General features: G+C 42.1%; 19 protein-coding genes and 1 tRNA gene. 10 read left to right on the plus strand and 10 right to left on the minus strand.

What is annotated here, in order from left to right; all coding sequences use genetic code 11:
• Positions 1–224 precede the first annotated feature (224 nt).
• The 5 genes from RG47T_RS16330 to RG47T_RS16350 all read left to right on the plus strand — a co-directional run bounded on the left by RG47T_RS16330 (position 225) and on the right by RG47T_RS16350 (position 7,177).
• Positions 225–587, plus strand: coding sequence for a hypothetical protein (locus RG47T_RS16330; RefSeq protein WP_074490459.1), 363 nt, complete (start codon positions 225–227; stop codon positions 585–587).
• Between the two features lie 16 nt (positions 588–603).
• A complete protein-coding gene (locus tag RG47T_RS16335; protein WP_074490460.1) occupies positions 604–3,204 on the plus strand; it encodes a DUF5686 and carboxypeptidase-like regulatory domain-containing protein in 2,601 nt (866 codons plus the stop codon).
• A gap of 102 nt (positions 3,205–3,306) precedes the next feature.
• Complete coding sequence (locus RG47T_RS16340) at positions 3,307–3,756, plus strand: MarR family winged helix-turn-helix transcriptional regulator (protein ID WP_074490461.1); 450 nt, start codon at positions 3,307–3,309, stop codon at positions 3,754–3,756.
• 340 nt (positions 3,757–4,096) lie between these two features.
• Positions 4,097–5,497, plus strand: coding sequence for an ATP-binding protein (locus tag RG47T_RS16345; protein ID WP_074490462.1), 1,401 nt, complete (start codon positions 4,097–4,099; stop codon positions 5,495–5,497).
• A 21-nt stretch (positions 5,498–5,518) separates the two neighbouring features.
• Entirely contained in the window at positions 5,519–7,177 is a 1,659-nt protein-coding gene (locus tag RG47T_RS16350) for an NAD(P)/FAD-dependent oxidoreductase (protein WP_074490463.1), read from the plus strand.
• Positions 7,178–7,244: 67 nt separating this feature from the next.
• Here RG47T_RS16350 and RG47T_RS16355 read toward each other — a convergent pair whose 3' ends face one another.
• Complete coding sequence (locus tag RG47T_RS16355) at positions 7,245–9,476, minus strand: ATP-binding protein (protein WP_083627435.1); 2,232 nt, start codon at positions 9,474–9,476, stop codon at positions 7,245–7,247.
• Positions 9,477–9,889: 413 nt separating this feature from the next.
• Here RG47T_RS16355 and RG47T_RS16360 point away from each other — a divergent pair, with 413 nt between their 5' ends.
• Positions 9,890–10,861 carry an aldo/keto reductase gene (locus RG47T_RS16360; protein WP_074490465.1) on the plus strand — a complete coding sequence of 324 codons (972 nt, stop codon included), beginning with the start codon at positions 9,890–9,892 and terminating at the stop codon, positions 10,859–10,861.
• A complete protein-coding gene (locus RG47T_RS16365) occupies positions 10,862–11,695 on the plus strand; it encodes an AraC family transcriptional regulator (RefSeq protein WP_074490466.1) in 834 nt (277 codons plus the stop codon).
• A 205-nt stretch (positions 11,696–11,900) separates the two neighbouring features.
• Here RG47T_RS16365 and RG47T_RS16370 read toward each other — a convergent pair.
• Both RG47T_RS16370 and RG47T_RS16375 read right to left on the minus strand, forming a co-directional pair.
• Positions 11,901–11,974: transfer RNA gene (locus RG47T_RS16370), tRNA-Ala, on the minus strand.
• A gap of 67 nt (positions 11,975–12,041) precedes the next feature.
• Positions 12,042–12,809, minus strand: a complete 768-nt coding sequence (locus RG47T_RS16375) for a carboxypeptidase-like regulatory domain-containing protein (RefSeq protein WP_083627436.1) — start codon at positions 12,807–12,809, stop codon at positions 12,042–12,044.
• Between the two features lie 902 nt (positions 12,810–13,711).
• Between RG47T_RS16375 and RG47T_RS16380 the strand changes: the two genes are divergently transcribed.
• From RG47T_RS16380 to RG47T_RS26130, 3 genes are all read left to right on the plus strand, one after another.
• Positions 13,712–14,908 carry an MFS transporter gene (locus RG47T_RS16380; protein ID WP_074490468.1) on the plus strand — a complete coding sequence of 399 codons (1,197 nt, stop codon included), beginning with the start codon at positions 13,712–13,714 and terminating at the stop codon, positions 14,906–14,908.
• A 192-nt stretch (positions 14,909–15,100) separates the two neighbouring features.
• Positions 15,101–15,283 (plus strand): hypothetical protein, encoded by a 183-nt coding sequence (locus RG47T_RS16385; RefSeq protein ID WP_074490469.1) that lies wholly within the window; start codon positions 15,101–15,103, stop codon positions 15,281–15,283.
• A 34-nt stretch (positions 15,284–15,317) separates the two neighbouring features.
• Positions 15,318–15,482, plus strand: coding sequence for a hypothetical protein (locus tag RG47T_RS26130; RefSeq protein WP_171972545.1), 165 nt, complete (start codon positions 15,318–15,320; stop codon positions 15,480–15,482).
• A gap of 40 nt (positions 15,483–15,522) precedes the next feature.
• Here the strand turns inward: RG47T_RS26130 and lpxB are convergent, their stop codons facing one another.
• The 7 genes from lpxB to RG47T_RS16420 form a co-directional block, all read right to left on the minus strand.
• On the minus strand, positions 15,523–16,671 hold the full coding sequence (lpxB, locus tag RG47T_RS16390) for a lipid-A-disaccharide synthase (RefSeq protein WP_074490470.1): 1,149 nt from the start codon (positions 16,669–16,671) through the stop codon (positions 15,523–15,525).
• A gap of 1 nt (position 16,672) precedes the next feature.
• Positions 16,673–16,930, minus strand: coding sequence for a hypothetical protein (locus RG47T_RS16395; protein ID WP_074490471.1), 258 nt, complete (start codon positions 16,928–16,930; stop codon positions 16,673–16,675).
• 33 nt (positions 16,931–16,963) lie between these two features.
• The gene (locus RG47T_RS16400) at positions 16,964–18,481 is read right to left on the minus strand and encodes a carboxylesterase/lipase family protein (RefSeq protein ID WP_074490472.1); all 1,518 of its coding nucleotides are present in this window, start codon (positions 18,479–18,481) and stop codon (positions 16,964–16,966) included.
• A 33-nt stretch (positions 18,482–18,514) separates the two neighbouring features.
• The gene (gene surE / locus RG47T_RS16405) at positions 18,515–19,285 is read right to left on the minus strand and encodes a 5'/3'-nucleotidase SurE (protein ID WP_074490473.1); all 771 of its coding nucleotides are present in this window, start codon (positions 19,283–19,285) and stop codon (positions 18,515–18,517) included.
• A gap of 258 nt (positions 19,286–19,543) precedes the next feature.
• Positions 19,544–21,130 carry a 2-oxoglutarate dehydrogenase complex dihydrolipoyllysine-residue succinyltransferase gene (gene odhB, locus RG47T_RS16410; protein WP_074490474.1) on the minus strand — a complete coding sequence of 529 codons (1,587 nt, stop codon included), beginning with the start codon at positions 21,128–21,130 and terminating at the stop codon, positions 19,544–19,546.
• Positions 21,131–21,237: 107 nt separating this feature from the next.
• Positions 21,238–24,048 (minus strand): 2-oxoglutarate dehydrogenase E1 component, encoded by a 2,811-nt coding sequence (locus RG47T_RS16415; protein WP_074490475.1) that lies wholly within the window; start codon positions 24,046–24,048, stop codon positions 21,238–21,240.
• 705 nt (positions 24,049–24,753) lie between these two features.
• Positions 24,754–26,289 carry a cryptochrome/photolyase family protein gene (locus RG47T_RS16420; RefSeq protein ID WP_074490476.1) on the minus strand — a complete coding sequence of 512 codons (1,536 nt, stop codon included), beginning with the start codon at positions 26,287–26,289 and terminating at the stop codon, positions 24,754–24,756.
• Positions 26,290–26,543: the final 254 nt, after the last annotated feature.

Raw genomic sequence — 26,543 nt, forward strand, 5'->3', positions numbered from 1 at the left:
AATCCAATAAATACATGTAAGTATATGTGCTTATAAGTATAAAAGAATGCCTGCTGTAAATTTCCTTACTTCATCCCGAAGAAAACTTAACATCTTATTTACAATTGCTAAATATTCTAAAATACGGGGCTATGTCATAACACTGTTAAAAATCGTTAAATCGTAAACTAAGTTGACCATATTAGTCAACTTAGTTTACCTTTGTATCATCAATCAGAACGATAATGAAAGCACTTGACTTACACCACAATCCATTGAACGATTTACATGCCCGTCTTTTGGCTCTGCGCCATAAGCTTGCGTTAAGAAATCCGGTTCAATTGCATTTGCCAAAAGTTAACTTTCCTGTAGATGCAGCATCTGGCAAACAGATTAAAACATACCTGATGGGTGCCATTAAAGAAGGCCTTAAACAAAATCTATTAGGTGCAGAAATTGATATGGAGTTTTTAGTATTCTCTATCCGCACTTACGGCCAAACATTGCTGCACATGGCCAGTCAGCCAAACGCGGTTAAGCAACTTACCGCGCATAAAGATGGCAGTGAAGCTTACTACAATCATCATAACAACACCTTAGCTAATTAACACGTTCACAACTATAATGAGTTTTACTTTTACTAAAAATTTATATCGTGGCACTTTACTGGTGCTTTTTCTGTTAAGTACCAGCTTGCTGGCCCATGCACAAAATACTATTGTAAAGGGTACAGTAACCGATGCTAAAACAAAAGAGACTTTACCTTATGTAACTGTAGTATTTGCGGGCAGCACACAGGGTATAAGCACAGATAACCAAGGCAAGTTTAGCCTTACCACTTCTAATAATACTTATACGCAGATTAAGGTTTCATTTGTTGGTTACAAAACCGTAGTGCGAACCATTGAGCCGGGTAAAGAGCAGGTTATTAATATTGCCTTAGGTGTAGACCAGCGCTTATTAAATGAAGTAGTGGTAAAGGCCGGCAAAAAAGCTAAATACCGTAACAAGGATAACCCGGCTGTAGAATTGATACGCCAGGTTATTGCGCATAAAAACCAAAACCGTTTAGAGAGCTACGACTATACCGAGTACCAGCAGTACGAGCGGATGAACTTTTACCTGAGTAACTTATCAGACAAATTCAGGAACAAGAAATTATTTAAGAATTACCAGTTTTTGTTTCAGCAGCAAGATTCTACCGCTATAGGTGGCAAAACTTTGTTGCCGATGTACATGGAAGAAAAGTTATCTAACAACTACTACCGCAAGGCTCCTTATACCAAAAAGCAAATTGTTGAAGCTACCAAGCAAGTAAAATACGACGAGAATTTTATTGACAACCAGGGCCTATCTGCCTACTTTAACCGTATTTACCAGGACATTAATATTTATGATAACAACGTATCGCTGTTAACCAACCAGATATTAAGCCCTATTGCAGACCACTCGCCCGATTTTTATAAATTCTTTATTACCGATACCTTAAAAGACCAGTCGCCCAACTTAATTGAGTTGAGCTTTACCCCCCGTAACACTAATGACTTATTGTTTGAGGGTAAACTATATGTAACTATGGATGGTAACTTCGCGGTAGAAAACGCGGTGTTAACCGTTAATAAAAACATCAACTTAAACTTTGTGCGCCAAATGCAGGCCACGCTTGAGTTTGAGAAAAACACAGATGGCCGCTACCACTTAAGCCAGAGCGACCTGAAAATGGACTTCGGGATCAGCAAAAACAAAGGCGGCGGTATTTATGGTGAGCGTAAGGTTATCCTCACCAACTTTGCTATTAACAACCCGCGCCCTAAGCAAACTTACGAAGGCCCGGCACAGGTTGTTGCCACCAACTCTGATGCCAAAGACGATAAGTACTGGTCTATGAGCCGCCCGGATAGCCTACCGGCAGCACAGGCCAACATTTACAAAAACATTGATAGCCTGCAAACCATCCCATCGTTTAAACGCACTATGGATTTGGTTACCTTATTTGTGGCCGGCTATAAAAGCTACGGCGCGTTTGAAGTTGGCCCGGTTAATACCTTTTACAGTTTTAACCCGGTAGAAGGTTTCCGCCCACGTATTGGTGGCCGTACCACGCCTAACCTTAGCAAGCGGTTTTACCTCGAAACTTATGGGGCCTATGGTGTTAAAGACGAGAAGTTTAAATACTTTTTAAGTACTACCTACTCACTTAACGATAAATCGATCTACTCTTTCCCCCAAAATTATGTGCGGGCAAGTTTTCAGCACGATACCAAAATACCGGGACAAGAATTACAGTTTGTGCAGGAAGATAACTTTTTGCTTTCTTTTAAACGTGGCGACAACGACATGTGGCTGTACAATGATATTTTCCGTTTAGATTATGTGCACGAGTTTTTAAACCACTTCTCTTATAAAGTAGGGTTTAAAAAATGGGGCCAAACGTCTGCCGGTTCATTATATTTCCTAAACGGATACGGCCATTTACCGGCAAACTCTGCCGATATTAACAGCAGCATCAGCAATGTAGACAGACTAAGCACTACCGAGCTTAACTTAGAGTTGCGTTATGCACCGCACGAACGTTTTTACCAGGGTAAACTTTACCGTATCCCTATTATTGATAAATACCCCATTTTTACCTTACGCTACAACCAGGGCTTTGATGGCTTACTGGGCGGCCAGTATAAATATTCCAGCTTTACAGGTAACGTTAACAAGCGTTTTTATGTATCGCAATTAGGTTATACAGATGTTACAGTAGAAGGTGGTTACATTTTCGGTACGCTGCCATTTGCACTGCTGGATATTCACCATGCCAACCAGTCTTATGCATTGCAGCTACAGTCGTACAACTTAATGAATTTCCTGGAGTTTGTGAGCGACCATTACGCCAGCATAATTGTAGATCATAATTTTAATGGCTTTTTGTTTAACAAAGTACCCTTGCTGAAAAAATTAAAACTCCGCGAAATTGTAGACGTTAAAGCCCTATGGGGTGGTGTTAGAGCCGAAAACAACCCGGCCAATAACCCGGCATTATTACAATACCCGGTTAACGAAGAAGGTGTTGCTACTACCCGCTCATTAAGCAACGGCCCTTATGTGGAAGGCAGCGTTGGTGTAGGTAACATCTTTAAAGTGTTAAGATTAGACCTGGTTAGGCGTTTTACCTACCTGGATGACCCTGAAGCACCAAAATGGGGTGTAAGAGCATTAGTAAAATTCGATTTTTAATACTAACTTGGTAAACTAAGTTGACTAACGACCGTATAAAAGGTTGCCGCAAAAACAACATCAAAAATTTGTTGTAAAGCTTATAGCCCAAATAAATTAAATATGGAAGGTACAGACAGAATTGCTGCAAAGCTGGTATATATATTAAAGCGCCTCACAGACGAGTGGATCAACAAGCAACTGTGTTGCGGCGATCAGCCCTGCTTTAATTATTCGCACTTGCCGTTGTTTATGAGCATAGGTACCACAGGCATGTCTAACAGTGCCTTGGCCGAGAGGTTAAATGTAACTAAACAGGCTACCAGTAAAATAATTAAAGAGCTGGAAGCTACCAATATGGTGCGAAGCGAAAAAAGCGCAACAGATGCGCGCTCAATGGTATTATACTTAACACCCGATGGCGAAGCTTTTTACAACCACATTAAATCGCAGATATTAGCACTCGAAGAGCAATATAAAAAGCTGGTTGGTGCCAAAAATTATGAAATTGCTATTGATGTAATGCTGAAACTAATCAGCTTCCATGAAACACAAAACTTTAGCTGCCAATAATTCTTCGTTTAATTATTTCTTTTAATAATATTCTTTATAGATTTGCCGGCGCACGCTTTAATTGTGCCGGCATTTTCATTTCATATAATACCCGCCATGCTCCACCCGGTATTATATTTATATTTCGCCAGCCCTGGCTACTTAAAAATATAAATTAACGACAATTTAATACAGCCGGATGTAACAATGCGGTAAACTTGTATATCTATATAACTATTGGAAATTATTATTGAATTATTTTTCTACTACTCTGCTTATCTTGGCAGTATCTATTATAACAAACATTTAATCTACCCAAAAAATGCCTGCAATGGCATTTTAAAAACATAAAAAATCCATTATGCAGCCATGTACTGTTGAACTATTAAAAAGTTTTGAGCCCCTTGCCGAAGTACCGGATGATCAATTGCAATGGTTACTGGATATTGGCGAATGCCGTGAAATAAAAACGGGAGAAACCATATATGAAATAGGTGATACCTTTCACTCCACTGATTTCCTGCTCGAAGGAAAATTTAGCGTGTCTATACAGCAGGGTAAACAAGCCAATGAAATTGGCATTTTCGAAAGTGGTGCCATTAGCGGTTACCTGCCTTTCTCGCGCGGAAAAATTTCTACCGTGTATGTTATTTGCGTGCAGGATGCTGTTGTAATGTCGGTATCTATTGAAAACATTAAGAAGGCAACCAAGCTATACTTTGAGCTTACCGAGGCACTGGTACACACCATGATTACACGGGTTAGATATGCCACAACACGCCAGCAGCAATACGAAAAAATGTTTGCCCTGGGCAAGCTGTCGGCAGGCCTGGCACACGAACTAAATAACCCGGCTGCAGCCATTGGCCGCAACGCAGCATCACTTTCGGAATTGCTTCAAAACATCCCGAAAATTTTCAAACAAACAGCCGGCTTGAAGCTCGACCCGGCGCAGATGGAAATTTTTCAGGAAAGGTTGCATGCGATCATTGATCGTGAACAGGAAAACGAGCTCAGCATGCTGGAGAAATCGGCGATGGAAGATGAATTGACCGATTGGCTGGAAGAACATGGCATTGATGACTACACCTTTGCCGAAATACTGGTAGACTACGGCATTAACGTAACCGACCTGGAGTACCTTGCCGTGATACCACCGGAGAATGCCCTGGTGCCTGTATTTAAATGGCTGAGTTATCACTTAAGTACCAGCAAAATTGTAAAAGAAATTGCAGAAGCCTCAACCCGTATCTCTGAACTGGTTGGCGCTGTAAAAAACTTTAGCCACATGGACCGCGGCGGCGATAAGCAATTTATCAGCATCCATAGCGGGCTGGAGAGCACTATAACCCTGCTGAACTACAAGATAAAGAAAGGTAACATTAAAATAGTCCTTGATTTTGCACACGATTTGCCCCTGGCTAAAGCCCTGGCCGGCGAACTAAACCAGGTTTGGACTAACATTATTGATAATGCCATTGATGCCATGGCCATAAACAATAAAGGCACACTAACTATAAACACCAAGCAAGAACGAAACAGCGTGGTGGTTACCATTACAGACAACGGCCCCGGCATACCGGAGGATATCAGCCCTATGATATTTGATCCCTTTTTTACCACCAAAGAAATTGGCAAAGGAACCGGCCTTGGCCTCGATGTTGTAATGCGCATTATTGAGCAGCACCACGGCTCTGTTAAATTAAAATCTGTACCGGGGCAAACCTCATTTATTGTTTGTATCCCAATTAACGAAAAGTAACATCATCTAAAAACATCCCTCATGAAACAACCTATCATATTTTCTATAGATGACGATAATAGCGTATTAAGGGCCATTACCCGCGATTTAAGAGCACATTACCATAAAGAATACCGCATTTTAAGCACTACATCTGCCAATGAAGCTTTAGCCAGTTTGGTTGAACTAAAAAACAAAGGCGAGGTAGTGGCCATGTTTATCTCGGACCAGCGCATGCCCGAGATGGAAGGCGTAGACTTTTTGACCAAAACCATAGAATTTTACCCCGATGCCAAACGCATATTGCTTACCGCCTACTCAGATACAAATGCTGCCATTAAAGCCATTAATGAAGTAAGGCTTGATTATTACCTGAGCAAGCCTTGGGACCCGCCACAGGAAAAATTATACCCCGTGGTTGACGATCTGCTAGATGATTGGCAAAGCCACTACCGCCCCGATTTTAGCGGCATTAAGGTGCTGGGCTATAACTTTTCGCCAAAAACACATGATGTTAAGGCTTTCCTTACCGGCTACCTGGTGCCCTATTTATGGATAGATGTAGACAGCCCCGAGGGTAAACAGCTGTTAGCGATCAACAAAATTGATCTGAAAGATCTGCCTGCCATTATTTATACCGATGGCGTGGTAAGTACATGCCCGACCATACAAGACATTGCCGAAAAAATTGGGTTGACCTCTAAAGCTAAAAGCGAGGTTTATGACGTAGCCATTATTGGCGCAGGCCCCGCCGGGCTGGCAGCCTCTGTATACGGCGCATCTGAAGGATTGAAAACCTTACTGATAGAGCGTAAATCGCCAGGTGGGCAAGCGGGTACAAGCTCAAGAATTGAAAATTACCTGGGCTTCCCGACAGGGCTAAGCGGCTCTGACCTTACCCGTAGGGCCTTAACGCAGGCATCTAGGTTTGGTACAGAATTTTTAACCCCGCAATCTGTTAAAGAGATTAATTTTAAGGATGGTTATAAAATGATAACGATGGATGATGACACCACCATTACCACCCGTGCCATTGTAATTACCACCGGGGTTGATTACCGGAAACTGGATACGCCGGGCATTGCCAGCTTTACAGGCGCAGGCGTCTATTATGGTGCTGCAACCACAGAAGCATCTGCCTGTTGCGATAAAATGGTTTATGTGGTTGGTGGCGGTAACTCTGCCGGGCAAGGCGCTATGTACCTGTCTAAATTTGCAAAACATGTTTTTTTGGTAATCCGTAAGCCCGATTTATCGTCCACCATGTCATCTTATCTCATCGACCAAATTAAACAGGTAGGTAATATTACTATCCGTGGCTGTTCTGAAATTAAGGAAGCCAAGGGTACAGACAGGTTGGAAGAATTGGTTATTGAAGATTTAAAAAACGGCACAACAGCAACAGAAGAGGCAGCCGCGCTTTATATATTTATTGGCGCAAAACCTTATACCGAATGGCTTTGCGATGCCATTATTACAGATAACCGCGGCTTTGTACAAACTGGCTCTGACTTGCAGCGCAATGAAAGATTTGGTAAAATATGGAAATCAAAACGCGACCCATATTCGCTGGAAACCAGTTGCCCGGGCATATTTGCCGCAGGCGATGTACGTTCGGGCGCAATGAACCGTGTGGCATCTGCCGTGGGCGAAGGCTCAATGGCCATTAGCTTTGTGCATAAGTACCTGGCCGAGATTTAATTGACGCATGAAGAAAGCAAGCTAATTATTAAGAAAACAACACAATGTGCGTCCACCATCTTAATATTTAGCTTGCTGATGCATTACTGTCAGTCATATTTTGGGTCAAAAAGTTGTCGGTTTGGGTATACTTATTCTTTAAAGCAAAACTTATTCTTTCAATGAGGTTACGCTCGTTAAATGGCTTCAATACTATATCATCAATCCCTGCTTTAAAATAAGCATCGCGGGCTTCCTTCAGTACATTTGCGGTAAGCGCAATAACAGGCACTTCAGCTTTTAATGCATTGGGAGATTGCCGTACCAATGCTAAAAGTTCCAGCCCGCCCATAATGGGCATTTGTATATCGGTGAGTATCAGGTCATATTTATTTTCTTCAAACAACGTAAAAGCCTCCTGCCCATTGTAGGCAACATCGCAGGTAATGTTCCACTTTTTAAGTATCGTTTTAGCCAGTAGTACATTCAGTTCATTATCTTCGGCCAATAGTACATTTGCTCCCATTACCAGCGAGGCTAACTCATCCGGGCTTACTTGCTGTTCTATAATATAATCTTCTTTACTTGCCATACTAACCGGCAGCTCAAAACTAAACACCGACCCCTTCCCTGCTTCGCTGGTTACTTTTATACGGCCACCCTGTAGCTCAATTATTTTTTTACAAATGGCCAGGCCCAATCCTGTACCCTTGTGGCGGGTAATCTTTTGTGCATCATCAACCTGCGAAAATTCGTCGAATAGGGTTGGCAGATCGTGCTTTTTGATACCGATACCCGTATCCTTAACCCTTACTTTTAATACCGGTTTATTGTTAGTGATAACAAGTTTAGCATGCAGCGATATTTCGCCCGAAGGGGTAAATTTAATGGCATTAACCAGCAGGTTCATCACCACCTGTTTTAGCCGCAATACATCACCGCTGATACAAATATCCTCGTTCAATAAAATATCCTGTTTTAAAGCCAATCCCTTTTTAGCGGCTTGAATACCTACGGTATTAAATACATCATTTAGTACCGTGTGAGGAATAAACGGCTGCTGCTCAAAAGTCATTTTACCGGTTTCATACTTGGTAAAATCCAGAATCTCGTTAACCACCTCCAACAACATTACTGATGAGCTTCTGATGGCATTGATCTGCAAGGTTTGATCTGGCGAGAGCTTACTCATACCCAACTGTTCAGAAAAACCGATCACCGAGTTAAGCGGCGTGCGGATCTCGTGGCTCATGTTGGCCATAAAACTGCTTTTGTTATTGGCATATTGCTCTGCCTTTTCAGAATCGGCGATAAGGGCCATCTCATTTCCAAATATTTTCCAGATGTTATAAAACACCGCTATTAATAACAACACGAGGGCCAATATTGTAAATTGGGAAATGTGGTTATACTCTCTTAGCATATTAGTAACCTTATCAGCCAGCTCGGCCTTGCTATCGGCTGCGTACTTTAGCTCTAATTTTTTATACCTGCTTAGTTCTGATATAATGTTAATGATAAGATTATTATTGATGATTAAGATATCGCGTTCATCTTTCCGCAAGTTGGTGTTTGCCAAATAAAGCTGGTGGTGGTTGCGATGTGTTTTACCCGCCACCATGTTAAAAGCAGCGCCAGATTGTACGATGGTTTTAATAAGTGTATCTTTTTTAACAACTACCGGTGCCGGTGCTATGTTTTTGCTCTGCTTGTCTTTACCCGAAATGGCTGAAAGGATTCGTCCAAACAATTTACGCCTCTTAGGCGCTTCTGTAACAATGGCTACCGGCTTAATGGTATCTATATGCACAACAGTTTTTACCGTTTTTATTACCGGCACAGGCACACTTGCTTTAGTGTACGTTAACATACTGTCAATCTTAAGGGCAGATGTAATGAGGCTGTCGGTAAGCAGCCTCAGCCTGATATAGTTATTGGTTTTTGCTTTCTTTTCTGATACCAGCCCGCTTAGTTTATCAGCGTTTAGGGCAGTTATATTGCTGTTACCAAATTTAATGCGCGCCAATTGCTTGCTTAAAGTGTTAATTTGGGCCGAAAACAGATCGATGTACTTTTTGTCGCCGGTAAGGGCATATAAACGACTATTGTTATCGGCAGTGTAAAGGTTAAGCAGGCAGCTGTCTACCAAATCAGAATTAGCACGTGCGCTAAGCAGGTTGCTAATTTTATAACGTAATTGCCGGGTACTATCGTAGCGCAAATAAAGATAAAATGCTCCCGAAAAAAGGATAGATACCAACAAAACAATAAGACCATAACGCAGTACCGGTATCCTTTTTAAACTTTTATCCATCATCATAAATGCTTACGTAATTAGTGGAAGCAGCGTTTTTACTGAAGTCGCTTTATCGACATGTAGTTTCAAAATGTATTTCATCATCGTAAACAACAGAGTACCAACAGGTTTTTAAATACTTAGTTTTTAAAGCCTTATAGCTTGAAGTTGTTAGTGGTATTTTATTTTTTGCTGACTTATATTTTCTTCCTCCAATACCATCCCATTTGACAGGCTGTAGCCAACAACAGGAAAAACAGAAATATTCCTGGCCACCGTTTTAGATTTATTAAACCGCTACGACATGCAGACCGGGCTGCTTAAGATAAATTTGCGTTAAATGAGCTTGAAACAAAAAAGCTTTAATGAGCCGTACAGACAAAATATTTGAGCCGTGGAATAAACTATAACGTATTTTGAACTTTGATATTTGTATCATGAAAAACATCACACAAATTCAATTGGGCCAAAATGGCCCGTTCGTATCCAAACTTGGTTTAGGTTGTATGCGCATGTCCGCTATATGGGGTGGCTCTACCCCTGACGAAGCAGAAAGTATTGCCACGATCCATGAAGCGTTGGATAATGGCATTAATTTTTTGAATACCGGCGACTTTTACGGTGCCGGCCATAATGAAATACTGGTGGGCAAAGCTATTAAAGGAAGGCGCGACGATGCCTTTATCAGCGTAAAATTCGGTGCTATCTTTCACAATGGCCTGCCAATAGGAATGGATCTGCGGCCTATCGCTATCAAGAATTTTATCAACTATTCGCTAACCCGCTTGGGTATTGAAACTATTGACCTTTACCAACCCAGCCGAATGGATAACAGCGTACCGGTAGAAGACATTATAGGCACGGTTGCCGATCTGATTAAAGAAGGTAAAGTACGCCACATCGGCGTATCAGAAATTACGGCTGACCAGCTCCGTAAAGCAAACGGCATTTACCCAATAAGCGCACTGGAGATCGGCTATTCGCTAGCCGAGCGCGGGATAGAAAGCGAACTGCTGCCAGCAGCAAAAGAATTAGGTATTAGCATAGTGGCTTTCGCTAATACAGCTGAAAGTTTATTGACCGGTGAAATGAAAGCTCCGCTTGCCGAAAACGATTACCGTAACCATTTCTCTCGCTTTCAAGGTGAAAACCTAATTCATAATCTGGAAAAAGTAGAAGTTTTAAAGCAATTAGCCAACAACAAAGGATATACACCAACACAGGTTGCGATTGCCTGGGTGAAGGAGCAAGGGCATAATATTATGCCTTTAGTAAGCATGAGTCGCAGGTCGCGCTTGCCGGAAAATATCGCAGCGATGGATATCGTATTTACACCAGAAGAAATGAACACCTTAAACACTACTTTTGCACCAGGCGCTATACTTGGCGGCACTTACTTACAACGCTAAATGACCAGTCCTGCAGAAATTCTCCCCGGCGTCATCTTCTATTCATACCTCTCTACCGAGCGGAAAGAGAAAGTATGTTTCTGGAACCACCATACCTTGATATTGCAGGTTTCAGGACAGTTAATTATGGAAACCTCCGGACAAAGCATTTCGATGACCGGTGGAGAAATGCTGCTGATCGGCAAAAATCAGTTGGGTACGCTCACCAAAACACCGCTTCCGGGAGGTAACTACGAAACAATAGTGATATCCCTACAAGAGGACCTGTTAAGAAAAATTGTGTTAGAAGAAAAGCTTGAAGCGGACCGGAAATATATCGGCCCGCCAAATATTTTAATTCCATCTAACGAATTCCTGCAGGGTTATTTTCAATCCATTGTTCCATACGCCCGAAGCTCTGGAGCTGAGATGACGGACGAAATGGGCATCCTGAAGGTAAAAGAAGGAGTTAAATTACTAATGCTTGCCCTCCCAGGCCTTCGCAACTTTCTATTTGATTTTTCAGAACCTTACAAGATAGACCTGGAAAAGTTTATGCTTAGCAATTATCACTTCAACGTTCCTATTGAAAAATTTGCACAGCTAACTGGTCGCAGCCTGGCGGGGTTCAAGCGCGATTTCCAAAAGACATTCGGCTTACCGCCACGTCAGTGGCTACAAAACAAGCGACTGAACGTAGCAAAATTCCTCATCGAGATTAAGCACCAAAAGCCTTCGGCCATCTATCTTGACTTAGGCTTTGAAAGCTTATCGCACTTCTCGCATTCCTTCAAGAAAAAATTCGGTAAGGCACCTTCTGAGCTGACGCATATCTATTCCCTCAGCGATCTTTAGGGTAACAATGAGTTATTTTAAAAATATTCAGCCGGCAGCGTTTTAAATAATCAATAGTATAAGAAAATTAACATTAAATCATCGATGAAGGTGCTTGATCTCGAGCTACTGCCTTTGTGCAAGGAAAATCAAATTCATGCTTCGTTTAAAACTTTATCTAGTAAAAAAGGCTTTACGAAAAATCGTAAAGCCTTGATTATTATTGTGGAGAATATCGGAGTCGAACCGATGACCTCTTGCATGCCATGCAAGCGCTCTAGCCAGCTGAGCTAATCCCCCGTGTTCGGGTGGCAAATATATTATTTTAAGCATTAAAATGAAACTGATAATTCATTTATTTTAACGCTTACCTTTTAACAAAGTCGGCATAGCTTTTTTTAATATATACCATAATGTCGTAATCGGTCATACTTTGGGTATTTCCTAATCCAAGCTGACACTTTTCTGTAAATTTCTGTAAAGAATCACCTTTCAACCCGGTTATGGCAGTTATTTTTTGCCTGGAAAACCGCTGACCTGCATAGTTAAACTGCTCGTCGGCAATAAGTGTCTGTTGTAGTTTAGAGACTTTAGATTTTTTTTGGGTTATCAGGCCGGCAACCTGCAACAAGTTTACACTCAAAATAGTGGTTGTACTATTGGGTGCTGTTATATTATCGTACGGAATAAATTTGTTGACCCTCGCATTTGAAATAAATATATCCTGCAAACCTTTGTATTTGTGATTAAATACAGCTTTAAATTGATCCCTGTTTTTAACAGAATCCAAATTTATATTTCTTGAGGCCCTAACAGATACCTCGTTGAGCATTAATGAAACCGGTTCCAGCATAATTTTGACCGTATCGGGCTTGTTTTTGGGCCTGTAACTAAACCTGTAAGGTTTAAACCCCGCATATACAATTTTAATTGTGTCGCCCGCATTAACCCGGGCTATTTTAAAATAGCCATTATAACCGGTGTATCCTTTATAATTTTGTGCCGTAACTGTAGCGCCTGATACAGGAAGCATGGTACTCCTTTCTATTACCAGGCCCGTTACAGTTTGCGCATAAAGTTGATGAGATGCAAGCATCAATAACCAAACGCATAACAATCGATAATTAAGATGCATTTTAAAGGTTGATTAGGGTGTATTACCAATATCAACAAATTCTCGCTCTCCTGGTAGTTAAAATTTGTTAATATTCGTTTTACAGCCTTTCCGGCACCTAAAAAATATCAGAATGTTCGGATAGTTCTTTCTCTGGTTTAACAATTACATAAACTATCGCTATTAAGCAGAGCAGTAATACAAACCTTGTTAGTAAATAAATAAAAATTTCCATAATTTTTAATGTTAATCACATTTTAATCTGACATGGAAAGAAAACCCAACAATGATACTGCCTGTTTAAACCAATGGGTACCAGTTTATTAAACTATAACCTATCGAAATAAAGAATTCTTTCCTAGCCTAATATATAAGACGATTTACAATCGTTTACATTTTAAACTATTTATATTAAATTTCGATTGCAGGTAAGTTTTCAAATTGATATACATAACGGTATTGCCCATTATACGCCAGCGTGCTTCTATTACCATTGTTTAAATTTTATTCCTGTGTTTCCGATAATACAAAGCAACAACATCCGGCAGATGATAAAAAGAGAACATTAAAGGTAAACGTTGGATAATTTGCGGGAGATACTGAAAACACAAAAGGCTTAAAAACAGTAAAGCCTCCTGATGGGCAGGAGGCCTTTACTAACCAATTATAAACCTAAATTATGAGAAGACATTTTTGTTATCGTTTCCGATGGTGTAAAAGTAACACTAAGTTTCGAAACCACAAAATATTTTTAAAAATTATTTTTATTTATTTCGATCAACCGTTACGAATATACAAACGTTTCTTTAATAACGTTATTATATGTTCAATAAATGTTATTTATACATCTAAAAATTACATAAAAATTACGCCTATAATTTCAAAAAATAAAATTTCGGCAAATAGTATTTTTATTATTGCAAATGCATAATGATACACCAACTGCAGCTAATAACGAACTGAGCCCGTTAACATTGTGGGTAATGACAATTACTACCGGTTTGGTGGTTGCAAACATCTATTACAACCAGCCTTTACTTACCGATATTGCCGATACCTTCCATGTGAGTAACAGCAAAGCCGGCCAGGTATCTATGTTTACGCAAATTGGGTATGCAGCAGGCTTATTGTTCATCGTACCGCTTGGCGATATGTTTAAACGCAAAAAACTAATGCTGATTGATTTTGCCTTAGTTGTGATCTCACTTTTAGGGGTTGCCTTAGCCCCTTCACTTCCTTTATTATATATAGCCAGTTTCTTAGTAGGCCTATCATCTATTATACCGCAATTATTAATCCCCATGGCTGCCCACCTGGCACACCCTAAAGAACGTGGAAAAAAAATTGGTTTTGTAATGAGTGGCCTATTGATCGGTATTTTACTGTCGCGTACCGTCAGTGGTTTTGTAGGCGCACACTTTGGCTGGCAGGCTATATTTTATGTTGCAGCTATAATGATGGTTGCTTTATGGGGACTCATTTATTGGTTACTGCCCGAAATTGAGCCATCGTACACTGGCAAATACACTGACCTTATGAAATCCCTGGGCCACCTCTTTATGGCCGAGCCTAAATTACGCCTGGCTGCTTTCCGTGGGGCCTTGTGCTTTGCAGCATTCAGCGCATTTTGGTCTACCCTGATATTTTTGCTTAAGCTGCCACAATTTAATAAAGGCAGTGATGTGGCCGGCGCCTTCGGGCTGGTTGGTGCATTTGGCGCTGTGGCAGTTGGCTTAATGGGGCGCTTAACAGATAGGGTTGATGCTTACAAACTTTCCACCTTTACTATTTTGCTGGTGGTTGTATCATTTATCATCTTTTACTTTTCCAGCCATAGTATTATAGGCCTTGTTATCGGGGTTATTATTATGGATATGGGTGTACAGGCTACGCACATCTCTAACCAGGCTATCATTTTTTCATTAACAGAAGAAGCACGCAATAGGGTTAATACGGTTTACATGGTGTCCTATTTTGTCGGCGGCTCGGCAGGTACATTTCTGGCCAGCCAGCTTTGGGGCCACTACCAATGGAACGGCGTGTGCGCAATTGGTACAATACTGTCTGTTATCGTACTAATTGTACACCTGGCTAATCACAAAAAGATGCAGGTTAAATAGTTTCTGTATAACCCAATTAGTATTTTTAAAACTCTAATTTAATTTTTTTTGATATTTTTTTCAAAAACAAATGAGCCTCTATGACACTAATCAGACATTTCTGAACCAAAACCAATTTCAGGCTACGTACTTTTGCAACCCAGTATACTTTTTTGGCATTGTATTGGAATAACTCTTATCAAATACAATGACATGATAGTTATTAAAACCGACAATCAGGAAAATGTAAAACAGGAATGGGAAAACCCCATGAATCCTGAGAAGCCTTCTGACGAGCGCGACAAAGAACAAGTGGCAAGGCAATACACAGAGGCTAAACGCAGAAAAAATAACCTGACCAAAAAAGGTCACATTGATAAAGTAAAAAAGAATTAGTTAATAAATATTTTAACCTGAAAAAATTACAGTTATGAAAATCGAAAAAATAGCAACCGTTACCAAATTAGTTAACCGTTTCGATAACGAATTAAGAGCCATTTTACAAGCAGATTTGATAGCTGTAAAACGTACTAAAAATGAGCTGATAGAAAAAATAGCTCAGAGCGTGCAAGGCAAAAACTTGTCTGCAGCTTAATACACCGCACATCATCTACCTATAAAATATACATCAACACCTATGAAAACGATAGAGATTTGGCAGCTGCCAGGTCTCTATTTTTTTGTGCATACTTTACAATCAGCCCGGCAGTTTTGGCCGAAGCCCCCGGCTCTCCCATCCGCTCATCGAGTTTAGCGTAATCATCTAGCATTTGCCGGCGATAGCTTGTATCGTTCAGTATCAGTTCTAACTCAGCCCCTATAGTTTGCGGGTTACAATCCTGCTGTATCAGTTCTTTAACAATCTGGCGGTCTACAATTAAATTTACCAATGATATAAACCTGATCTTGATCAGCGCCCGTGCAATAGCAATAGTTACAGCCCCGCCTTTATACACCACTGCCTGTGGCACATGGAATAACGCCGTCTCCAACGTTGCAGTACCCGAGGCTACAATTGCAGCTTCGGCATTACTAAGCAGATCGTAGGTAGCATTAAATACAATAGGGATAGTTTCACCGGCAAGGTACTGATCATAGTACTCCGCATTAAATGATGGCGCACCGGCAATAACAAACTGATAATCGGGGAATTGCTTGGCGGCCGCCAGCATATCGGGCAATAAAAAGTTAATTTCTTGCTTGCGGCTGCCCGGCAATAGGGCAACTATTTTTTTATTACCAAGCTGGTGCTCTTCTATAAAATTATTGTTGGGTTTAAAGGCAGATATGGCATCCAATAATGGGTTTCCCACATAATCTACATCCATCCCCCAGCCTTTATAAAATTCTACTTCGAAAGGGAGGATACAGAACAGGTGATCAACCACCCGTTTAATTTTCAGTACACGTTTCTGGTTCCAGGCCCAAACTTTGGGCGAGATATAATAGTAAACCGGGAACCCTTGCTTTTTGGCAAATTCGGCTATTTTAAGATTAAAGCCGGGAAAGTCGATCAAAATCAATACTTCGGGCTGATACGCCTTGATGTCCTTTTTACAGGCAGCCATATTTTTTAAGATGGTACGCAGATTAGCCACCACTTCTACAAAACCCATAAAAGCCATATCGGCATAATGTTTCACTAAGTCGCCGCCTTCGGCCTGCATCAGGTCGCCGCCGTAGTAACGAAACTCAGCCTGCTGATCGAGCTTTTTAAGTTCCTTCATCAGGTTAGCTCCGTGCAAATCGCCCGAGGCTTCACCAGCAACCAGGTAATACTTCATATCAGAATTTTAGTACCAGTAAAAATATCACGATCATGAACAAAAAGGTAGATAGCATAATACCTTGCGCTGTTTTATTTTGCTGCTGGCCTATAAACTTCATAACGGCCAAATTCAAAGCTATCGCTACCAAATATGGAATTGCAGGTTTGTGCATAAACACAACACCTTTATAAAGGTACCCAAACAGCAACCAGGATATAGCAGGAAACACCAGCCCTAAAGCTATCCCCAAATAGATATTATTCTTTTTTAGCATGATTAGGCCAAATGTACAATTTATATTGATTTGCTAATTGAGCACCAGACTGCCCGATGGATGATTAGCATCATTAAACACCTCTTTCAACACGGCGGGCCCTGATACATTATTAAATATCATAACCGACCGAAAAATACCCTGATAAGGTGGCCAATCGGCATAATTAATTTTTCCAGGCTTGTTCCCTTTAATGAAGTTAACCCATGCCGTATGCATTTGCACAGCCAATGGGATATTAAAGGTATCTGAATGATGTTCGCTTGGCAGATACCAAACATAAGGCAGCTCTTCGCCGTGGGTAGCGCCCTTCCCGTCTTTACTATAGTCAAAACGGTACATCCATAACTCGTTACCGGCTTTGGCTAAAGCATCGGCCAAACGATAGGAGTGCATCTGATACATATATTGGGTAAGTACACTCACAGCTGCCGAATCCGGCCCTATTCTTTTGGATTCTGATTGATAACTGGCTAAGGAATATTTATAATTGTCGCCAAACCAATCATGCAGGGACACAGAATCGGGTTGGTATAAACGTTTATCGGCATTCATAAATGCAATACTTTCTCGCTTATTGGTGCCTATTAAAAGTTTGATGCCTTTATTTTTTTGTTTGACAATCCATTCGTAAGGGTCACCAGAAATAATTACGCCATCACTAACCGGGCCGAAATAGTTTGTCCCCATAGCCCCGTTACAAACCTTGCCTTGCGCTTCTATCAACTGATTAGTTGGTATGGTTAGTAAATCCTTGGCCTTGCTTATATGGAGTTCGTTCATAACCCTTTGGCGGATTGCTTTGGCTGTTACAGTATCGCGAACGCATTGCACACCGCCACTCTCTAAAACCAACTGACTAAATAAGCCTTTGGCCTTTGGCGATAACAGCAAAGTGCTGCTCAGCTTCGCCCCTGCCGATTCGCCCATTACGGTTACCCTTGAAGGATCGCCACCAAAAGATTCAATATTTTCCTTGATCCACTGCAAAGCCATCTCTAAATCAAGCAAACCATTGTTGCCCGAGGTTTTTAATGACTTATCTACATCGCCTAAATACATAAAACCAAACACACCTAAACGGTAATTAATGGTAACAGCTACAACACTATCCCTATCTGCAAAGGCATGACCGTTTTTACCCATGCCCGATCCCGAAGTTAAAGAACCTCCATGTACCCAAACTACAACCGGCATTTTAACATTAGCATTGGTAGCTGGTGTGTATATATTAAGCAACAGACAATCTTCGGCACCTTTAGCTACCTTCTTACCATCATCATATTGAGAAGCTATATTACCGAAATTGGTGCATGATAAAGTATCTTTCCATTTTTCGTGCGGCTCTGGAGCTTTAAAACGTAAAACACCAACCGGTGGCTGCGCGTAAGGCACGCCTTTAAATACGATGGCTTGATTTTCCTTTTCTCCTTTAATGTAGCCTTTATTTGTTTTCACAACATTATCCTGCGCAAACGCTGAAACGGCGCACGTCAGCAGTAGAAAAAACAACCGGGTTGCCAGGGTAAAATATTTAGATGGGGTTTTCATAGGTTATAGAAGAATGAGCAACAAATATAAAAATCAATTAAATTTCCATCCGTTTAAAACCGCAATAGCATGGTGTGCCGTCATATCAAACTGTACTGGTACTATCGATACATAACCATGATCTAATGCCCAAACGTCGGTATCTTCGCCCTGGTCATCCAGCTGAAAAACACCGGTCAGCCAGTAATAAGGCCGTTTATGCGGATCAAGCCTTTCGTCAAACTCTTCGGCCCACTTGGCACGCGCCTGGCGGCAGATCTTAATTCCTTTCAGATCAGCCGTATTTGGGAAGTTCACATTTAATAAAGTAGCCGTGGGCAAGCCATTAGCTAATACCTGCAAGGCAATTTCCTTTACATATTTAAGGGCATGGCTAAAATTGGCCTGCAAAGTAAAATCATCCAGCGAATAGCCAATAGAAGGGATGCCTTCTATAGCCCCCTCAACAGCTGCCGACATAGTGCCCGAGTAAAGCACATTGATCGAATTATTCAAACCATGGTTAATACCCGATACGCATAGATCTGGTTTTTGCCCTTTGAAAATGAGGTTAACGGCCAGCTTTACACAGTCGACCGGGGTACCGGAGCAACTGTAGGTTTCAAAGCCGTCATACAGTTCAACTTTATCTAAACGTAACGGCTTGCCAATAGTAATGGCATGCCCCATCCCAGATTGCGGACTATCCGGTGCTACAACCACTACGCGGCCAATTTCGGCCATGGTTTCCATTAAGGCCTTGATACCAGGTGCAGTAATGCCATCGTCGTTTACGATGAGTATAGTTGGCTTATTTTTTTTCATGTTATATATGTATTATAATCTTGCTTAGTGACACACCCCTGTTAACGTTTGTACTATATGTACTGAACTACAATTCCCCTCTCGAGAAGGGACGCACAGACCCCTACAAAATGCAGTTCCTTTCATAGGGGTGTGTTCTTTTTTCTTTTATCCTTACTCTTTCAATCTATCTTTTATCCTTGCTCTTTTAGCCCCGCAAGCATTAAACAACAAAGCCTTCCAGAAAATCTGAAAGGCTTTGCTTTATTTGGATGCGTATTAAACGCCTAATAATAACCTTGCAGGATCTTCCAGTAATTGTTTTACCCTTACCAGGAAGCTAACAGACTCGCGGCCGTCAATTACACGGTGATCGTAAGATAATGCCAGATACATCATCGGGCGAATTACCACCTGGCCGTTAACTGCTACCGGGCGCTCAATAATATTGTGCATACCCAGTATAGCCGATTGCGGCGAATTGATGATCGGGGTAGATAACATCGACCCAAACACACCACCGTTGGTGATGGTAAATGAGCCGCCTGTCATTTCTTCAATAGTCAGTTTGTTTTCGCGGGCTTTACCAGCCAGTGCAACAACTGCTTTCTCAATATCGGCAAGGCCCATTTTATCTGCGTTGCGGATAACCGGAACAACCAGGCCACGTGGTGCTGATACCGCGATTGATACGTCAACAAAATCGCTGTAAACGATTTCATCACCTTCTATACGGGCGCCTACCGCAGGCCATTCTTTTAATGCCTCGCAAACTGCCTTGGTGAAAAACGACATAAAGCCTAAGCCTACACCATGTTTCTCTTTAAATTTATCTTTGTATTTACCGCGTAACTCCATAATTGGAGCCATATCAACCTCGTTAAAGGTGGTTAACATGGCAGTTTCATTTTTAACGGCAACCAAACGCTTAGCAATGGTTTTACGCAAGGAGGTCATTTTTTCGCGACGCTCGTTACGTGCGCCCGTTACAGCAGGTGCAGCTGCAGGAGCTTTTGAAGCCACAGGAGCCGGGGTTGAAGCTGGCACAGGTGCAGCGGCAGGTTTAGCCCCTGCTTGTGCATTTACAGCATCTTCTTTAGTAATACGGCCACCAACGCCATTACCTGTTACAGATTGTGGGTCGACACCTTTTTCTGCCAGTATTTTTGCTGCCGCAGGCGATGGCGTGCCGGCTGCATAAGATGCAGGGCCAGCCGGAGCTGCATTAGCCTGAACCGGTTGTGCAGCAGGCGCAGTTGCTTGCGGAGCCGCTGCAGGTGCAGAAGCGCCACCGGTTGTGATGCTGCAAACTACAGCACCAATCTCTAGTGTATCGCCTTCTTTAGCAATGGTTTTTAAGACACCAGCGCTTTCGGCAGTTAATTCAAATGTTGCTTTGTCAGATTCAAGTTCGGCAATGGCTTCGTCCATGGCTACTTCATCACCGTCTTTTTTAATCCAGCGCGATAAGGTAACCTCAGTAATAGACTCGCCCACCGGCGGAACTTTTATTTCTATTGAACCCGTAGCTGCTGCTGGCGCTGCCGGGGCAGTAGCAGGAGCTTCGGCAACAGGAGCCGCAGCGGGTGCACTTTCTGCAACCGGAGCAGGCGCGGGTGCAGCAGCACCACCACCACCTTCAATACTTGCCACAGGAGCGCCGATGGCTAAAACATCGCCTTCGTTCGCAATTGTTTTTAAAGTCCCTGCTTGTTCGGCAGTTAGTTCAAACGTTGCTTTGTCTGACTCTAGCTCAGCGATCACTTCATCCATCTCCACAGCGTCGCCATCTTTTTTAATCCAGCGCGACAAGGTAACTTCGGTAATTGATTCGCCTACCGGCGGAACTTTTATTTCTAAACTCATACTTTATATATAATAGTTGTCTGTTATCGGTTATGAGTTGTCGGTTGTCAGTTGTCGGTTGTCGGTACTAATCCTGACAACTGACAACCGACAACTGACAACCGAACTTAATCCGCGCTGGTTTCAGCCATTTTTTTTGTGGTATCTTTTACTGTGTCTTTCACAGCGCCAACAGCAGGCGACTCAAATGCCTTGCCGATAATGTACAATTGCTGCGAATTGTGCTGTTTAGCATAACCGGTAGCTGTACTTGCACTTTCTTTACGTGAAATTACATCCAATTGCAGCTCGCTCTTGCGGAACTTGCGCAACATATATGGCCATGCGCCCATATTTTCGGGTTCTTCCTGTACCCAGATAAATTCGTCGGCTTTGCTGTATTTAGCTTTAAGCTTCTCCATCTGGTCTTTAGGCGTAGGATACAACTGCTCTACACGTACAACAGCGACATCTTTACGGTTATCGGTTTGTTGTTTCTCTAACAAATCGTAATAGATTTTACCAGAGCAAAACAACACGCGTTTTACTTTTTTGGCATCAACAAAGGTATCGTCGATCATTTCCTGAAACTGGCCGTCGGTAAAGTCTGCCAATGGAGACACACAAGCCGGGTGGCGCAGTAAGCTTTTCGGTGTAAACACAACCAGCGGCTTGCGGAAATCGCGATGTAGTTGGCGGCGTAATACGTGGAAAAAGTTTGCAGGCGTAGTACAATTGGCTACCTGGATATTGTTATCGGCACAAAGCTCCATAAAGCGCTCTATACGTGCCGATGAATGCTCGGGGCCCTGGCCTTCGTAACCGTGAGGCAATAACATTACCAAACCGTTACCCCGTTGCCATTTAGTTTCGGCACTGGTTATATACTGGTCAACAATAATTTGGGCACCGTTAACAAAGTCGCCAAATTGTGCTTCCCAAATGGTTAGGGCATGCGGGTTAGCCAAAGCGTAACCATACTCAAAACCCAAAACGCCATACTCAGAAAGTAATGAATTATAGATGCTGAATTTTGCTTCGGCACCCAGGTGATCCATCGGTGTATATTCCTCATCCGTATCAGGCAGTGTAATTACTGCGTGGCGGTGCGAGAAAGTACCACGTTTAACATCCTCACCGCTTAAGCGTACGGGGTGCCCTTCTTTTAATAACGAACCATAAGCCATTAACTCACCCATTGCCCAATCGAACATGTGGGTTTCATTAACCATCTTGCGGCGGTCTTCAAACAGTTTTTCTATCTTTTTAAACAGCGGCTTGTTAGCAGGTAACTCTGTTAACTTATCACCAATTGCTTTTAACTCTTCGGTAGATACCGAGGTAGTTGTAGGTGCAGCCACTTCTTTTTCAGAACCGATGTGTAAACCATCCCATGCACCGGCAAACATTGGTTTGCTTTCGGTAAAACGGTCTTCAGATTTACTTTCGTTTAGTTGTTGCTGTAGCAGGTCGCGGAAAGTTTTTTCCATTTCCTTAGCCGCATCAGCAGATATATCGCCCTGCGCCAGTAATTTTTGCAGGTAAATTTCGCGTGGATTAGCGTGTGCCTCTATAGCCTTATACAATACCGGCTGGGTAAATTTAGGCTCGTCACTTTCGTTATGGCCGTATCTTCTATAACATAAGATATCAATAAAAACATCTTCGTTAAATGTTTGGCGATACTCCATGGCCAGGTTAATGGTATAAGCTAATGCCTCGGCATCGTCACCATTTACGTGGAAAACAGGAGATAATACGGTTTTAGCAATATCTGTACAGTAGGTGCTAGAACGGGCGTCTTTATAGTTGGTGGTAAAACCGATCTGGTTGTTAATAACAAGGTGAACGGTACCACCAGTGCGGTAACCTTCCAGTTTTTCCATTTGCAGCACTTCATAAATAATACCCTGGCCTGCTACAGAAGCATCACCGTGTATTAATATGGGTGCAATACGGTTATAATCGCCGTTATATTTAAAGTCTATTTTAGAGCGGGTTTGGCCTTCAACAACCGGGTCAACAGTTTCCAGGTGAGAAGGATTTGGGCATAAGCTTAAGTGAACGCTTTTACCGTTTGATGTTTCTACATCGGTAGAGAAACCTAAGTGATATTTAACATCGCCACCGTAAACGGTATTAACATCATAGTTTTTACCTTCAAACTCAGAGAAGATCTCTTTGTATGATTTGCCCATAATGTTAGCCAATACGTTTAAACGGCCACGGTGAGCCATACCAATGGTAAACTCTTCGATACCCAGTTTAGAACCTTTTTCAATCACCGAATCAAGCGCCGGGATCAATGCCTCTGCACCTTCCAGCGAGAAACGTTTCTGACCAAGGAACTTTGTACCCAGGAAGTTTTCGAAAACTACAGCCTGGTTCAGCTTGTTCAGGATGCGTTTTTTCTCATCTGCCGAAAACGAAGGCTGGTTGCGGGTTTTCTCCATCCTGTCCTCAAACCACTTGGTTTTTATCGGGTTGCGGATGTATTTATACTCGGCACCTATTGTTTGGCAATAGGTATCCTCCAATAACTGGCGGATATCGCGCAAGGTAGCTTTGCCTAAACCAATCTCAACACCTGCATTAAATACAGTGTCCAGATCGGCATCGCTTAAGCCAAAGGTTTCCAGCTCTTTACCCGGAAAGTATTGGCGACGCTCGCGCACCGGGTTGGTATGGGTAAACAAGTGCCCGCGTGAGCGGTACCCGTTTATCATATTTAAAACGTTTATTTCTTTTAACACATGGTTGGGCGGAGTCTCGGCACTACCTGCAACAGCATGCGCACCTTCCGAACCTTTACCAAAGTCAAACCCTTCAAAAAACTTTTGCCAACCGTAATCTACCGAGGCAGGGTCCTGCTGGTAGGCTTCATATAAGGAGTCAATATAGGCTGTGTTTTCGTTATTTAGATATGTGAAACGATCCATCTTAGAAATCAATCTGTAAAACAGTGCAAAACTAAGACAATTACCTCGTATTTCCGTTTAAAATAAATTCATATTCAGGTAATATATGAACCAATTAGTAAGTTTTTGATAGAGGTTCATAGTTAGTAGTTAATGGTTCATAGCCGCTGCGCTTTTTTAACGTTACATAGCTCCCGCAAACCTAGCACGTCTTTGCGAGGTACGAAGCAATCTCAGACCAATTCGCACTGACTTTCATACAGCAGAAATCCGTTTTTCATTAGGATGGGCGGGGTGGTTTAGGCATCGTCAGTGGATGTAACTTTCTTTTTTCCGCAAAAAGAAAGTCACCAAAGAAAAACTCGTGGCTGCTCAATTTTCTATTAATGGATGTGCTGAAGCGAGTATTGTGCTGCCCGAAAATTAAGATGCCACAATTGTTAGGTTATTTGGGGATCATCAGCGCAGTAGATCTCAAATTATGAGCGGTGGCCTGACAGAAACGCGGGCCATGCGTAGGCCTTGTGTGGCGAAGCATTTTTCTGTCTTGATCGTTTGCCTACTTTTGGATCAAGCCAAAAGTAGGTAGCCCCTGCAATGAGCAGACTGACGATAATTAAATTACTCCCTTTAATTAGTAGCAACCACATTAATCAAAGCACTGTCTGTATAAGTTGGCGATTGCTTCGTTCTGAATAACGCAAAATTATGTAATGAACTCCCCCACTACAAGTCATCAACCATTCCCAAATAAACCTCGGCCTGCTCATTAATCTTTCTCAACTCTTCAGCCGGAAACTTGCGCATAATTTTATACATCATACCAATGCGTGGGTTACGTTCTAACGCTTCGGCATTGCGGTCAAAGAAGTTCCAATAGAGGCTATTGAACGGGCAGGCACGGTCGCCGTATTTCTTTTTGTAGTCGTAGTGGCAATTTTTGCAGTAGTCGCTCATTTTGTTGATGTACGCAGCCGAGGATACGTAGGGCTTGGATGCAATAATGCCGCCATCTGCAAATTGGCTCATGCCGCGGGTATTGGTAATTTCTACCCATTGCAGGGCATCAATGTATACACCCAAATACCATTGATCTACCTCATCGGGATTAGAACCCGAAAGTAGCGCAAAGTTACCGATCACCATCAGCCGCTGGATGTGGTGCGCCCAGGCGCTATCGAGCGACTGGCCTATACACTTGCCGAGGCAATTCATCTTCGTGTTACCATCCCAAAACCATTTGGGCAGTTTGCTTTGATGGTTAAAGAAATTCAGCGTTTCATATGCTGGCATCTTAGCCCAATAAACTCCGCGCATAAATTCGCGCCAGCCAATTACCTGCCTCACAAAGCCCTCTACCTGTGCAAGTGTAATGGCTTCTTTATTTTTATCCCATTGGGCAAGTACTGCCGTAGTAATTTCGACCGGCGAGATCATTTTAACATTTTGGGCGAACGACAAGCGCGAGTGAAACAAGCTGATATGCTCGTTAAGCATGGCATCCTCATAAGTACCAAAATGCGGTAGCAGGTTTTCGCAAAAATAGCTGAGCGATTGCAACGCTTCCGTGCGCGATAGTGGCCAACCGAATTCCTCAGCATCTACCTTACCAAAATACTTCACTCCCATTTTATCGATCATTGCTTTTAACGCCAACACGTTATGATCAAACCGGATAGGCTCCTGCAATGGTACTTTGTAATCGTATTTCTTGCGGTTATCATGATCAAAGTTCCACTTATTACCCAGTGGGTCTTTGCCTTGCATCAGGATCCCTAAACGGGTGCGCATGTTCCGGTAAAAGGTCTCCATCAGATAACTTTTACGGTCGCCAAAAAAATCGCGCACTTCGTAACGGGTGGTTAAAAAATGTTCGGTATCGGCTACACCGCTGTCAATGGAGAGTGTTTGGCAAAAGGCTTTAAGTTGTTCGTCAAGCCGGTATTCGTCGGGCAATTGATATTCAAAACGGTTGATCTTATGCCTAGAAATAAGCTGTTGCAGGTTTGTATCGAAGTTTTGCAGATTATCTGTATCATCCAACTTTATATAAATAACCCGGTGACCAGCTTTAGTAAGCTGATGCGCAAAATTGCGCATGGCTGCAAAAAAGGCCAGTATTTTTTGTACATGATGCATTACGTATTGCTGTTCCTGCATTACTTCCATCAGCACATAATATACTTCGAGGTCATTTTTAGCAAACCAGCTATGCTTGCTGTTTAACTGATCGCCAAGAATAAGCCGGAGTGTTTTTGTCATATGGCTACAACGCTTATACGCATGGTTAGTTTAGACATGCCTTAAAAGTTCAGGAAAAAAGCTTAAACGGTTATTGGTGGGCTTTATGAAATAGCTTCTTAACGAAGTCTTTGAAATAATCAAAGCCTTCGAACGCAATGGCGGCGATGCCTATAATTACGGTAAATTCTTCGAAGGAGTTCATTTTTGGTTTATTAACAATACGAAATTACGTATTTATTTATATGATATAGAACGCTTTTGCACAGAAAAAG

This window comes from Mucilaginibacter polytrichastri, assembly GCF_001911425.1.
Lineage (GTDB): Bacteria > Bacteroidota > Bacteroidia > Sphingobacteriales > Sphingobacteriaceae > Mucilaginibacter > Mucilaginibacter polytrichastri.

Coding starts and splice junctions, on each gene's coding strand:
- RG47T_RS16330 (WP_074490459.1), top strand. CDS start 225: ATGAAAGCACTTGACTTACACCACAATCCATTGAACGATTTACATGCC.
- RG47T_RS16335 (WP_074490460.1), top strand. CDS start 604: ATGAGTTTTACTTTTACTAAAAATTTATATCGTGGCACTTTACTGGTG.
- RG47T_RS16340 (WP_074490461.1), top strand. CDS start 3,307: ATGGAAGGTACAGACAGAATTGCTGCAAAGCTGGTATATATATTAAAG.
- RG47T_RS16345 (WP_074490462.1), top strand. CDS start 4,097: ATGCAGCCATGTACTGTTGAACTATTAAAAAGTTTTGAGCCCCTTGCC.
- RG47T_RS16350 (WP_074490463.1), top strand. CDS start 5,519: ATGAAACAACCTATCATATTTTCTATAGATGACGATAATAGCGTATTA.
- RG47T_RS16355 (WP_083627435.1), bottom strand. CDS start 9,476: ATGATGATGGATAAAAGTTTAAAAAGGATACCGGTACTGCGTTATGGT.
- RG47T_RS16360 (WP_074490465.1), top strand. CDS start 9,890: ATGAAAAACATCACACAAATTCAATTGGGCCAAAATGGCCCGTTCGTA.
- RG47T_RS16365 (WP_074490466.1), top strand. CDS start 10,862: ATGACCAGTCCTGCAGAAATTCTCCCCGGCGTCATCTTCTATTCATAC.
- RG47T_RS16375 (WP_083627436.1), bottom strand. CDS start 12,809: ATGCATCTTAATTATCGATTGTTATGCGTTTGGTTATTGATGCTTGCA.
- RG47T_RS16380 (WP_074490468.1), top strand. CDS start 13,712: ATGCATAATGATACACCAACTGCAGCTAATAACGAACTGAGCCCGTTA.
- RG47T_RS16385 (WP_074490469.1), top strand. CDS start 15,101: ATGATAGTTATTAAAACCGACAATCAGGAAAATGTAAAACAGGAATGG.
- RG47T_RS26130 (WP_171972545.1), top strand. CDS start 15,318: ATGAAAATCGAAAAAATAGCAACCGTTACCAAATTAGTTAACCGTTTC.
- lpxB (WP_074490470.1), bottom strand. CDS start 16,671: ATGAAGTATTACCTGGTTGCTGGTGAAGCCTCGGGCGATTTGCACGGA.
- RG47T_RS16395 (WP_074490471.1), bottom strand. CDS start 16,930: ATGCTAAAAAAGAATAATATCTATTTGGGGATAGCTTTAGGGCTGGTG.
- RG47T_RS16400 (WP_074490472.1), bottom strand. CDS start 18,481: ATGAAAACCCCATCTAAATATTTTACCCTGGCAACCCGGTTGTTTTTT.
- surE (WP_074490473.1), bottom strand. CDS start 19,285: ATGAAAAAAAATAAGCCAACTATACTCATCGTAAACGACGATGGCATT.
- odhB (WP_074490474.1), bottom strand. CDS start 21,130: ATGAGTTTAGAAATAAAAGTTCCGCCGGTAGGCGAATCAATTACCGAA.
- RG47T_RS16415 (WP_074490475.1), bottom strand. CDS start 24,048: ATGGATCGTTTCACATATCTAAATAACGAAAACACAGCCTATATTGAC.
- RG47T_RS16420 (WP_074490476.1), bottom strand. CDS start 26,289: ATGACAAAAACACTCCGGCTTATTCTTGGCGATCAGTTAAACAGCAAG.